At 55.8% G+C, this 11,515-nt stretch carries 11 protein-coding genes; 4 read left to right on the forward strand and 7 right to left on the reverse strand.

The annotated features are described in order from the left end of the window. Positions 1 to 304: 304 nt before the first annotated feature. The 6 genes from gmhB to R0I78_RS04925 are packed head-to-tail and all read right to left on the reverse strand — an operon-like array spanning position 305 to position 6,739. Positions 305 to 862: a D-glycero-beta-D-manno-heptose 1,7-bisphosphate 7-phosphatase gene (gene gmhB, locus R0I78_RS04900; protein WP_317074529.1), complete on the reverse strand. Its 558-nt coding sequence runs from the start codon at positions 860 to 862 to the stop codon at positions 305 to 307. Positions 863 to 876: 14 nt separating this feature from the next. After that, positions 877 to 1,890, reverse strand: a complete 1,014-nt coding sequence (locus R0I78_RS04905) for an oligopeptide/dipeptide ABC transporter ATP-binding protein (protein ID WP_317074530.1) — start codon at positions 1,888 to 1,890, stop codon at positions 877 to 879. Continuing rightward, on the reverse strand, positions 1,887 to 2,867 hold the full coding sequence (locus R0I78_RS04910) for an ABC transporter ATP-binding protein (protein WP_019934419.1): 981 nt from the start codon (positions 2,865 to 2,867) through the stop codon (positions 1,887 to 1,889). Before R0I78_RS04910 ends, R0I78_RS04905 begins: the two co-directional genes overlap by 4 nt. Then, entirely contained in the window at positions 2,864 to 4,669 is a 1,806-nt protein-coding gene (locus R0I78_RS04915; protein WP_317074531.1) for an extracellular solute-binding protein, read from the reverse strand. The genes R0I78_RS04910 and R0I78_RS04915 overlap by 4 nt, the downstream gene beginning before the upstream one ends. Before the next feature lie 11 nt (positions 4,670 to 4,680). Continuing rightward, on the reverse strand, positions 4,681 to 5,727 hold the full coding sequence (locus tag R0I78_RS04920) for an ABC transporter permease (protein ID WP_317074532.1): 1,047 nt from the start codon (positions 5,725 to 5,727) through the stop codon (positions 4,681 to 4,683). Next, on the reverse strand, positions 5,720 to 6,739 hold the full coding sequence (locus tag R0I78_RS04925) for an ABC transporter permease subunit (RefSeq protein WP_317074533.1): 1,020 nt from the start codon (positions 6,737 to 6,739) through the stop codon (positions 5,720 to 5,722). Before R0I78_RS04925 ends, R0I78_RS04920 begins: the two co-directional genes overlap by 8 nt. 444 nt (positions 6,740 to 7,183) lie before the next feature. Between R0I78_RS04925 and metN the strand changes: the two genes are divergently transcribed. The 4 genes from metN to rfaH all read left to right on the forward strand — a co-directional run bounded on the left by metN (position 7,184) and on the right by rfaH (position 10,319). After that, positions 7,184 to 8,227: a methionine ABC transporter ATP-binding protein MetN gene (metN, locus tag R0I78_RS04930; RefSeq protein ID WP_317074534.1), complete on the forward strand. Its 1,044-nt coding sequence runs from the start codon at positions 7,184 to 7,186 to the stop codon at positions 8,225 to 8,227. Next, positions 8,208 to 8,861, forward strand: a complete 654-nt coding sequence (locus tag R0I78_RS04935; protein ID WP_019934424.1) for a methionine ABC transporter permease — start codon at positions 8,208 to 8,210, stop codon at positions 8,859 to 8,861. Before metN ends, R0I78_RS04935 begins: the two co-directional genes overlap by 20 nt. A 24-nt stretch (positions 8,862 to 8,885) precedes the next feature. After that, positions 8,886 to 9,716, forward strand: a complete 831-nt coding sequence (gene metQ / locus R0I78_RS04940) for a methionine ABC transporter substrate-binding lipoprotein MetQ (RefSeq protein WP_317074535.1) — start codon at positions 8,886 to 8,888, stop codon at positions 9,714 to 9,716. A 99-nt stretch (positions 9,717 to 9,815) separates the two neighbouring features. Then, on the forward strand, positions 9,816 to 10,319 hold the full coding sequence (gene rfaH, locus R0I78_RS04945; RefSeq protein ID WP_019934426.1) for a transcription/translation regulatory transformer protein RfaH: 504 nt from the start codon (positions 9,816 to 9,818) through the stop codon (positions 10,317 to 10,319). 4 nt (positions 10,320 to 10,323) lie between these two features. On the opposite strand, the gene R0I78_RS04950 is transcribed toward rfaH, so the two are convergent. Beyond that, entirely contained in the window at positions 10,324 to 11,508 is a 1,185-nt protein-coding gene (locus tag R0I78_RS04950; RefSeq protein WP_317074536.1) for an inverse autotransporter beta domain-containing protein, read from the reverse strand. Positions 11,509 to 11,515 lie beyond the last annotated feature (7 nt).

The raw sequence follows: 11,515 nt of genomic DNA on the forward strand, positions 1-11,515 counted from the left end.
TTGAAAAACAATATTTTTTGTTTCTCAATCGACTGCGAGTGCCCACACAGTTTGCTTGATAAATTGTTAAAGAGCGTTGACCGCTTTCGCTGGTCAGGGCTGCGTATTCTACGCAACTCTTGGTGTTCGTCAAGCGTTGAATCAAACTTTATTTTGTTGTCTTTCAACGTTTGTGACCGTAGGCGTGTTGCCCCGTGTCAGTGGATGCGCATTATAGGGAGCCGCGATTTTTGCGCAAGGGCTTTTTGCGGAAAAATGCCTTCCGCTGATTCAAGTGAATAAAAGTTGACCTTAAAGGTGATATTTACTTCACTTCGGGCAATTCCTGTGCAAATTCCACTAGAGAAGAATAGACGCTTTTCGCCAGTTTTTCCCCTTCCTCGGTAATTTCCTTGCCGGTGCGTACCAGCATGGGGCGGCCCACGCCGGCGGCAATGGCCGCATTTATATCCGATACCTTGTCGCCCACCATATAGGAAGCGGCCATGTCGATGCCGAGTTCTTTGGCTGCATCCAATAACATGCCCGGTGCCGGCTTGCGGCAGTCACAGGCCTTGGTGTTCGGACCGTTACCGGCAGAAGGATGATGAGGACAGAAATAGATGCCATCGAGATCGACGCCTCTGTCGGCCAGGGACCAGTCCATCCACTCGGTCAGACGCATAAAATCGTCTTCGCTGAACAGTCCCCGGGCAATACCGGACTGATTGGTAACCACTACCAGCAGGTAGCCCTTTTCCTTAAGCAAGCGAAGGGCGTCGATCACCCCGTCAATAAAAATGAAATCGTCAGAATGGGAGACATAACCGCTGTCTTGGTTGATGACACCGTCCCGGTCGAGAAAAATCGCTGGCTTTGCCACTGTAATACCTGCCTTTAGTCAATTGTTACCGAACGCATGGTAGCACAGGGCTGGCGGGCACCTGAGTCAATTTCAGCGGCATAATGGCAGGCGACTTTATGCTCACTGCCTTGCAGCATTGGCACTTCCTGAGCACAACGATCACCGGCGTAAGGGCAACGGGTTCGAAAATGACAGCCACTGGGCGGGCTGGCAGGAGATGGCAGTTCGCCGCTGAGCATGACGGGTTCTCGCCGAACTCTGGGATCCGGCCGGGGAATGGCCGAGATTAACACTCGTGTATAAGGGTGCATTGGCTGCCGGTAGAGCGCTTCCGCCGGTGCCTGCTCCACAATCCGCCCCAGATACATAACGGCGATATGATCCGACACATGCTTCACCACCGACAGATCATGAGCGATGAACAACATGGCCAGGCCTCGTTCCTGCTGCAACGATAACAGCAGGTTAAGGATCTGCGACTGTACCGACACATCCAGCGCCGATACCGCCTCATCACACACCAACAAGCGCGGGTTGAGCGCCATTGCCCGGGCGATACCAATGCGCTGACGCTGTCCGCCGGAAAACTCATGAGGAAAGCGATCCAGTGCAGAGGCCGGCAGCCCAACCCGTTCCAGCAACTCTGCCGCCCAGATCTGACGCTCGCGCCAGCTACCTGTTTTGTGAATAACAAACGGTTCCTGCAGCAGAGTGCCTATGGTATGGCGACCATTTAAGGATTCTTGCGGATCCTGAAATACCATCTGCATTTCACGCCGCAGGGGCTGCATTTGCCGGCGGGTGTAGCCGGTGATGTCGGTGCCATCATAGATGATGCGCCCTGAGGTGGGCTCATGCAGCTTGAGCAAAGCCCGGGCCAGAGTAGATTTGCCACAACCAGACTCTCCCACCAGCCCCAGCGTTTCTCCGGCTTTCAGTTCAAAGCTGATGCCATCCACCGCATAGAGTTTTTTCCCCGAACGCAACAAACCACCGCCAAGGGTAAAATGCTGAGTCAGCTGCTCTAACTGCAGCAGTGCCGTCATAATGCCAGCTCCCGCCAATGGTGACACCAGACCTGATGCCCGTCTCCTGCCTGCTCCCGGGCCGGTTGAGTAGTGCACACTTCGCTGCTGTACGCGCAGCGATTGGCAAAGCGACAGCCAGCCGGTAGCTGCTCCAAAGAGGGTACCTGCCCGGGAATCACCGGCAGCTCGGTTTTACTTTGACGGTCCAGCCGGGGAATGGATGCCAGCAGCCCCTGGGTATAGGGATGTCGCGGACGTTCGAACAGATCAAGCACACTGGCTTGCTCAGCGCTGCGACCGGCATACATCACCAACACCTGATCGCAGATCTGGGCTACCACACCCAGATCATGAGTGATAAAGATCACCGCCATATTGTTTTGCTGTTGCAGCTCGTCAATAAGATGCAGAATCTGCGCCTGCATGGTCACATCCAGCGCCGTTGTGGGCTCATCGCAGATCAACAAGTCCGGTTCACAGGCCAGCGCCATGGCTATCATTACCCGCTGACGCATACCTCCCGACAGCTGATGAGGGTACGCATTCAAGCGGGCCTCAGCTTCGGAAATGCCAACCTTATTGAGCATGTTTAACGCGGCTTCCCGCCGTTGTGTCTTGTTCAGCTCAGGCCGATGCAGATCATAAACTTCGGTCAGCTGGCGACCGATTGTATGCACCGGGTTCAGCGCCGTCATCGGATCCTGAAATATCATGGCAATCTTGTTGCCCCTCAGCCGATAACGCGCTTTTGGGCTCAGAGTCAGCAGATCTGCTCCCTGAAACAAAGTCCGGCCACCTTCCACTTTCCCTGCCGGTTGCGGCAGCAGGCCCAGCAGGCTGAGGGCAGTCACACTCTTGCCACAGCCCGACTCACCCACCAGCCCCAGGGTCTGACCCGGTGCCAGCGAAAAACTGACGTCATCCACCACGCGAAAGCGGCCCGCTTCGGTGGTAAAACTGACCGCTAGGTTGTCCACTTCCAGCAATGCCGTCATTGGCTTTCAGGCCTCCGCCAGGTTTCCACCACGTCCAGTACCGGCTCGTATTTTTTGCCCCCGGCCTTGATCTCTGCCTGCAGCTGTTCATCAATCCAGAACAGACCGCCGGTGCTGTAAGGATAGCCTTCCATCGGCCAGAATAAGGACGGCGAATGCCGCGTACCCTTGCTCTCGGGCAGTTTCACATAACGCCAGTAGGCTTCCCGGGTATAAGGCACCTGATAGCCGGGAATAAAGATGGCCAGCTCGTGCACCCGGCGCTGAATTTTCCGGGAAACGGCCGCCTTGGCATCCAGGTCCATGGTACGACGATATTCCTCGATTAACCGGTCGAGCTCCGCATCGCTGACATTGAACAGGTTGTTGGTCTGGGGCTTGTTGGCATTAAGAGAGTGAAAGAACTCCCAGTACTGGGGGTAAAGACCGCCGCCGCCCCAGCCCAGCCAGGCCGCCTCATGCTTTTTCTCCAGCATCGACTTGAAGCCGGTGGCACCGTCTACCAGGTTCAGTTGCAAGTCCAGCCCGGCCTTGCGCGCCTCTTCCCGCAGAATGGCCAGACGGGCAGTATGTTCCTGAGTGGTGTAAGTCACCGCCAGACTGAGCCGATCGCCTGTGGCATTAAGCAGAATACCGCCCGGCCCCTGACGATCGTAGCCGGCCTCGGCAAACAGGGCTCTGGCCTTGTTAATGTCGTACTCCCGGGCGCGAATATCGTAGTTGGTAAAGTCACCATAACCGGTGCCAAAACTATTCATACGCTCGTAATCACCGCGCAGTATGGTCTCCAGCATGCGCTGCATATTAATGGCATGAGCAATGCCCTGCCGCACCCGGACATCAGCCAGCCTGGGATGAGCCGTGTTCAGATGAAACCCCTGCGCACCCTGTTGCATATCGTTATAGAACCAGATGCGATTAATAAGACCATCGCGGTATTCTGGAGTGTTGGTTTTGTCGTGCCACCATTCCGGCAGGATCAGACCAAAAGTATCCACATCGCCGCGCAGAAAATGGCGATAGGCAATATTCAGATCCCGCACTACGGTGAGCCGGATTTCATCCACGTTAAAGCGATGTTTGTAATAGGTGAGTTCATTGCCCCACCAGTCGTCCAGCCGTTTAAAGGTAATGGAGCGGCCGCGCTTGACGTCACTGATCACGTAGGCACCGGTCACCGGCACCACTTCCCAGTTATAACGACGCACCCAGTCTTCACTCATTTCATAAAAATGCGCGGGCTGGGGCACCAGCCCCAGCGTATTGAGCAGCTCGCGCCGGCTCTTGGGGCTGCCGGCGGTCACCGAAATGGTGTGGTCATCATATTTGGTCACATCGGTAATTTCTTCGGTGAAGTAGTTGTTATACCAGGGGGCCCGAATCACCTTGGAGCGCATAAATTCCAGCGCAAACAGAAAATCATCAGCAGTAACCGGCTCGCCATCGGACCAGCGAGCGTCCGGATTCAGCCTGAAATACATGGTGCGGTTGTCATCACCAAAGGCCCAGTGAGTGGCCAGCGCTGGTATGGGATTATCGGTTTGTGGATGCAGGGCATAGAGACCAAGCTGATTTTCCAGTACAAAAGACCGGAACGAAGTATTGGAGTCGGGCCCTACGGTGCGAAAGGTGAGCGGAAAGCTCATCAGCGTCATATTAAAGCGTCCGCCCCGCTTGGCTTCGGGGGAAGCAAAAATGGGATCCGCAGTATTGGTTTCCCATTCCAGATTATCGGGCAGCTCAGCGGCCTGCAGACTAAGGGCCAGGCTGAAAGATGCGAGTATTGCCAGCAGTTTGTTCATGCAGTCCTCACCTATTCGTATCGGGAAAAATGTTTGGGATCAAAGGCCTCACGAATGGCCTCACCAATAAAGGAAACATTGATCAGCACCAGCGACACCGCGCTGACCACCGACGCTACTATCCAGGGGGAGTCCAGGTGGTTCACGCCCTGACGCAGCAGCTCCCCCCAGCTGGGAGTGGGCGGCGGCAGGCCAAAACCGAGGTAATCCAGCGCCGTAAGCAGGGAAATATTGGCTACCACGGTAAAGGGGGCCAGGGTGACGATCATCATCAGGGTATTGGGCAGAATATGGTGCACGATAATACGCACAGTGCCCGCCCCCTGGGCCCGGGCCGCCAGCACATAATCCCGGGCCTTTTCCTTGTAGGTCAGGGTACGCATATACCAGGTGATGCCCATCCAGCCAAACAGCACGTTGATGGCCACAAACAGGGCAAAGTTGGGCTGAGTAATCGACACCAAAATCATGATCACATACAGAAACGGCACCTGCGACCAGATCTCGATAAAACGCTGAAACAATAAATCAAAACGCCCGCCCAGAAAGCCCATCAGGCAGCCGAGCATCACGCCAATCACATAGCTGGCAGTGAGCGCGATAAAGGCAAAGCCCACGGCAGTACGAAAGCCGTAAACCAGCCGCGCCACTATGTCCCGGCCCGAGCTGTCGGTGCCGAGAAAGTGCCGGCTGTCCAGGCTGGGTGCCGTGGGCGGATAGCTGTTACCGCTGTAATCCTGCTCGTAAGGACTCCAGGGCACCAGCGGCAGCAGCACCCAGTTGCCGGGCTGCTCACTCAGCACTTGCTTCAGCTCCCGGTAGTCGGTTTCATACTGATAGCCAAGGCCAAAGGTGTTGCCGGTGATCACGGCCCCATAGGTGGGAAAGTACAGCTGCCCCTCATACTTCACCAGCAGCGCCCGATTGCTGACCCACAGCTCGGCGGCGGCGGCCAGCAGCACCATCACCATAAAAATGATAAAGGCGTAGTAACCGCGTTTAATGCTGCGAAAGCGGCGCAGTTTCTTTTTGGTCACATCGGAAAGCAGCCTAGCCATCGAACCTCACTCGCGGATCCACCAGCGCCACGCAGATGTCCGACAATATATTGCCCAGCAGCATCAGCAGTGACGTCACCGCCAGTATGCCCATCACCACAGGGTAGTCCCGCTCCACCACCGCCTCGTAGCCGAGCAGGCCAAGGCCGTCGATATTAAAGATCACCTCAATCAGAAAGGAGCCGGCAAAAAACACCGAAATCACGTTGCCGAAATGGCTGGCAATGGGGATCAGGCTGTTGCGCAGGGCATGGCGAGTGACCGCCTTGCGAAACGGTAACCCCTTGGCCACGGCGGTGCGCACATAATCTGCTGACAGGTTTTCCATCAGGCTGTTTTTCATGGTCATGGTGAGCACGGCAAAGTCGCCGATGGCATAGGCAATCAGCGGCAGCAGGGCATGATGAAACAGGTTCAGGGTTTTGGGCCAGAAGCCCTCAAGATAGTAGAAGTCGTCCCCCACAAAGCCCCCCATGGGAAACCAGCCCAGCTGAAAGGCAAACACCGTCAGCAGAAAAATGCCCACCACATAGGCCGGCAGGGCGTAACCGGCATAGATAAACATGGAGCTGATGCTGTCGAAACGGCTGTTGTGTTTAAGCGCCTTGAGAATGCCCAAGGGAATGGACACCAGGTAACTGAGAATAAAAGTGCTGATGCCAAAAAAGGCCGAGACTGGCAGCCGCTCTTTTATCAGCTCCCACACCGGCAGGTAGTAGCGGGTAGATTCTCCCAGATCGAGGCGCACCAGCTTGCCCAGCCAGTCCAGATAGGCTTCTCCCACCGGCTTGTCGAGACCATAGAAAGCTTTCAGCTCTTCAATTTGATCGGCAGACAGCACCTGTCCGCCCCGGCTGCTCTGGCTGAACTCACTGCTTGCCATCTGGCTTTCCATCAGCATGCGCTCTACCGGGCCGCCGGGCACAAAGCGGGTAATGGCAAACACCACCAGGGTAATGCCTAAAAAGGTGGGGATAAGCAGCAATAATCGACGCAGAAAATACTGGCCCATCGGATTCCTTGTATTCGTTCCCTGAAAAAGAATAAGTGTCTGCTGGCTTATCACAGCAGACAACGCACTGTCAGAAGCAATAGCAGGGATTACCGGATTCGACCGTCAAATGCCATGGATGGCATTTGCCGAGCGCCACATGGATGTGCTCGCAGCGTGTCGAAGAAGGTAACCCTGCTAGTGCTTCGCTCAGACCACGCTGATGCTGAGCCTCTTGCCGCCAGCTTACGGCTTATCTTTATCTTTTACATCTTATATCAAGGCATTGGCATCGGGCCAAGGCAAAGGCTCATGTTTCATTGTGGCAGCCTTACCGGTAAATACTCGTTGACGCAGACGTCCAGACGGCTTAGCATTCTCTGCCATCAGTCATGATGACATGACTTGTCCCTGTTCTTACGCTGTTTACGCAGTGGATAACCATACCGGAAGGCTCATCCTCCGATGATCAAACTAACCAATATCACCAAGCGCTACGGAACAGGCGACTCCGCCGTTCACGCCGTAAAAAACGTGGATCTGGAGGTTGCTGCCGGCCAGATTATGGGCGTTATCGGCGAATCCGGTGCCGGAAAAAGCACCCTGATCCGTTGCGTTAATCTGCTCGAGCGCCCTACCGAGGGCAGTGTCTACGTAGACGGTAACGATCTGACCGCCATGAGCGGCACCGAGCTGTCCCGCGCCCGCCGCAATATCGGCATGATTTTTCAGCACTTCAACCTGCTGTCATCCCGTACCGTGTTTGACAATATCGCTCTGCCTCTGGAGCTGGCAGGCACCTCAAAGGCCGAGATCAAACAGCGGGTGAACGAACTGCTGGAGCTGGTGGGTCTTTCTCACCGTGCCCATGCCTACCCCAATGCGCTGTCGGGCGGTCAGAAGCAACGGGTGGCCATTGCCCGGGCACTGGCACCGGCCCCCAAGGTACTGTTGTGCGACGAAGCCACCTCGGCGCTGGATCCGCAGACCACCCAGTCCATTCTGGCGCTGCTGAAAGAGCTGAACCAGCGGCTGGGCCTGACCATTTTGCTGATCACGCATGAGATGCAGGTGGTCAAGTCCATTTGTGACAAGGTCGCCATTATCAATGACGGCGAGCTGATTGAGCAGGGTGACGTGGCCTGGTTTTTTGCCAATGCTCAGACTGATCTTGCCCGGCGCTTTATTGCTTCCACCATTAATCTGGATATTCCCGAGGAATATCAGCAGCGGCTGTCGGCTGTGCAGGAGCCCGGTGCCCTGCCCCTGGTGCGGCTGGGCTTTACCGGGGAAACCGTGGACACACCGCTGATCTCCATTTTAAGCCGGGAACTGAGCGTGGATGTAACCATTCTCAGTGCCGATATCGAATATGCCGGCGGCGTAAAATTCGGCTTTATGCTGGCAGAGCTGGACGGTGCACCAGAACAGACTCAGGCCGCCATGACCTATTTGAACGAACACAAAATTCAACTGGAGTTACTCGGTTATGTCCGACGCCATGATTAATCTGCTGCTCTCGGCACTCTGGGAAACCCTGATCATGACCTTTGGCTCGGGCGCTATTGCCTGCGCCCTGGGCCTGCCACTGGGCATTGCCCTGCATGTGAGCAAGCCCGGTCAGATCTGGGAAAACAAGGCTTTTAACAAAATACTGGGAACCGTGGTCAACATAGGTCGCTCCGTGCCCTTTATCATTCTGCTGGTGGCCATTATTCCCTTTACCCGGCTGGTGGTGGGCACCAGCATCGGCACCTGGGCTGCCGTGGTGCCGCTGACCGTGGCTGCCATTCCCTTTGTGGCCCGGCTGATGGAAGGGGCCCTGATGGAAGTGCCGTCAGGGCTGGTGGAAGCGGCGCAGGCCATGGGCGCGCGCCGGCTGCAAATTGTGTATAAGGTATTGCTGCCCGAGGCCCTGCCGGGCATGCTCAATGGCATTATCATCACCCTGGTCACCCTGGTGAACTACTCGGCCATGGCCGGTGCCGTGGGTGGCGGTGGCCTGGGAGATGTGGGTATTCGTTACGGCTACCAGCGCTTTGATCCGCAAATTATGCTGATTACCGTGGTCATTCTGGTGGTACTGGTACAAATCATTCAGAGCGCCGGCGAACGGCTGGTAGCTCGAATGGATCGTCGCTGAGTTTTCTTTATCAAGGAGTGCAATATGAAAGCAGGACTGAAATCATTCGCTACCCTGGGTCTGCTGGCTTCGGCCCTGGCGCTGGCCGGTTGTGGTGAACAGAACGAACAAACTACCGCCGAAGCCGAAGCTGCCAAGCCGCTGCGCCTGGGTGTGATTGCCGGTGCCGAGGAGCAGGTAGCCGAAGTGGCAGCTAGGGTCGCCAAAGAGCAATACAACCTGGAAGTAGAGCTGGTCTCCTTCAGCGACTACGTGACTCCCAACGTAGCCCTGAGCGACGGCAGCCTCGACATCAACGCCTTTCAGCACAAGCCTTACCTCGACAAGCAGATTGCCGACCGTGGTTATGAGCTGGTACCGGTGGGCAACACCTTTGTATATCCCATTGCCGCCTACTCCAGGGTAGTCAAGTCGCTGGATGAACTGTCCGACGGTGCCAAGGTGGCCGTGCCCAACGACCCCACCAACCTGGGCCGCAGCCTGCTGCTGCTGGAGCAGCAGGGTCTGATTGAAGTGGATGATGCCGTAGGCCTGGAAGCCACTCCCCTGAACATTACCGGCAATCCCAAAAACCTCGACATTATCGAGCTGGAAGCACCGCAGCTGCCCCGCTCGCTGGATGACGTGGCCTTTGCAGTGATCAACACCACCTATGCGTCACAAATCGACCTGCTGCCCGGCCGCGACAGCCTGTTTGTGGAAGACAAGGAGTCACCCTACGTTAACCTGATTGTATCCCGCAAAGATAACCAGAATGACGAGCGTATTCAGACCTTCGTCAAGGCGTATCAGAGCGAAGAGGTCTATCAGGCCGCACTGGAGCTGTTCAAAGGCGGTGTGGTAAAAGGCTGGTAAGTTACTGCTCACTTTATCTTCAGGGCCACGGCATGCCGTGGCCCTTTTTTATGGTTGCTGCCATAATGCGATATTTACTCACCTGCGCAGGACGGATTTATGCTCAACTGGTATCTTGCCCATTGCCGGCCCCGGGAAGAAGAGCGGGCGCTGCTTCATCTTGAGAACCAGAATGTGGAGTGTTTCTGTCCGTTTGTGGAAGCTAAACGTATCATTCGTGGTAAACGCATAGTCCGCAATGAAGCCCTGTTTTCCGGTTATGTGTTTTTGCGGGCCAACCTGAAAAAAATCAGCGCTACTTCTCTGCGTTCCACTCGCGGTGTCCGTAATCTGGTGCGCTTTGGCGACACTCCCTGCGTGGTGCCCGACGAACTTATTTTTGAGCTGATGTGCCGCACCGGAGACCCGCGTCTGCAGAACAAACTCAGCGATCTGCCCCAATGCGGCGACAGAGTCACCATTCACAGCGGTCCCTTTGCCGGTATGGAAGCCATCTATCAGGAAGCAGACGGCGATCATCGTGCTCTGTTGCTGATCAGCCTGCTGCAAAGTGAAACACGCGGCAGTTTTGCCAATACCGAATTTACCCCCCAGCCTAAATAAGCCCTTAACGATGCTCCAGTACCAGGACTCTGTGATATTGCAGAGGCCGGTATTCCTCCAGGTTATTATTTTCGGCAGGCCGCCACCAAAGTCCGGGAGAAAGTCTGAGGGGAAGCTCAAACATCAGTCGAATGCGGGATTCAAACTCGTCTTCGCTGTTATTCAGCACCGAGGTTTGTAACCGCAAAATACGCCAGGGTGCATAACTCAGCGACCACTGCCGGGAAGCGGCTGCCTTGTATTTATCACCACTGCCGAACAACTGCAGCTGACGGCCCTGCCACTGGTAGTAACGGCCACTAATGCTGAGCCCGGGCAGCGCACTGATATTACCCTCACCAAACCAGACTCTCCCCGCAGCGGGCCGCTCACCGGAATACCAGGGAGAAAGCGGGCGGTATTGTGCTGCGCCCAGACGTAAATCCTGATGCTGCATCCATAATAGAACGCCACCCCGTCTGTGATAGGTGTCATCCTGATAGTCAAACAGAGGCTGAAGGTGTAACTGATTGTCAGCCGGGAGATCACGGCGATAGTGCAAACCCAACTGATAGGTAAGCCGGTCGTCCCGGTAATCTATTCCCAGTTCACTGTTAAGCTGCCGGTTCACCGGAAGTGCCAGCTGAGTATTAGCCCTGGCATCACGATCAAACAAGGGTAATTGATAATCCCAGTACCAGTCACTGGGGTTCAGCCAGGGCAGCGCGGCCAGCTGGCTGGTGCCAAACGACAGAGTATCCTCAGCCAGCAGCTCGGTCTGGCTCAGCAGAAAACTGTCAATATCATCACTGGCAGCCGCTCTGGCAGCACTGGCCAAAGTCAGCAGCAACTCATCCGATTTGGGGGCAAGAGCAGGGTCGGGACGGCCCAGCACAGGCAAGGCCACTGAATCGGTAACGGGCAAGGTGGAAGTTCTGGCCGGCACCGGAGAAACCGCGCTCACATCGGTTAGCGGAGTTTTACGTGGTACTGACTTGTTTGGTACCCAAACCCAGTCTCCCGGTGCCAGCGGCACCAGAAAGCGCTCCCGGTTAAACTCAAATCGCAGCCGGCGTTCACTCAGCTGATAACGAGCCGCAAGCGCTCTCCAGCTCTCGCCTGCCACTACCTGATGCATCACCATCACTGGTCCGGCGGCCATGGCTGGCGTCATGATCAACAAACACAGCAGCAGGTAAAACCAACGCACCTGTCAG

It is taken from the genome of Oceanimonas sp. CAM02 (assembly GCF_032842915.1).
Lineage (GTDB): Bacteria > Pseudomonadota > Gammaproteobacteria > Enterobacterales > Aeromonadaceae > Oceanimonas > Oceanimonas smirnovii.

Excerpts from the sequence above, each read along its gene's own strand:
- R0I78_RS04905 (WP_317074530.1), bottom strand. The coding sequence starts at position 1,890 with ATGACGGCACTGCTGCAGTTAGAGCAGCTGACTCAGCATTTTACCCTT.
- R0I78_RS04910 (WP_019934419.1), bottom strand. The coding sequence starts at position 2,867 with ATGACGGCATTGCTGGAAGTGGACAACCTAGCGGTCAGTTTTACCACC.
- R0I78_RS04915 (WP_317074531.1), bottom strand. The coding sequence starts at position 4,669 with ATGAACAAACTGCTGGCAATACTCGCATCTTTCAGCCTGGCCCTTAGT.
- R0I78_RS04920 (WP_317074532.1), bottom strand. The coding sequence starts at position 5,727 with ATGGCTAGGCTGCTTTCCGATGTGACCAAAAAGAAACTGCGCCGCTTT.
- R0I78_RS04925 (WP_317074533.1), bottom strand. The coding sequence starts at position 6,739 with ATGGGCCAGTATTTTCTGCGTCGATTATTGCTGCTTATCCCCACCTTT.
- metN (WP_317074534.1), top strand. The coding sequence starts at position 7,184 with ATGATCAAACTAACCAATATCACCAAGCGCTACGGAACAGGCGACTCC.
- R0I78_RS04935 (WP_019934424.1), top strand. The coding sequence starts at position 8,208 with ATGTCCGACGCCATGATTAATCTGCTGCTCTCGGCACTCTGGGAAACC.
- metQ (WP_317074535.1), top strand. The coding sequence starts at position 8,886 with ATGAAAGCAGGACTGAAATCATTCGCTACCCTGGGTCTGCTGGCTTCG.
- rfaH (WP_019934426.1), top strand. The coding sequence starts at position 9,816 with ATGCTCAACTGGTATCTTGCCCATTGCCGGCCCCGGGAAGAAGAGCGG.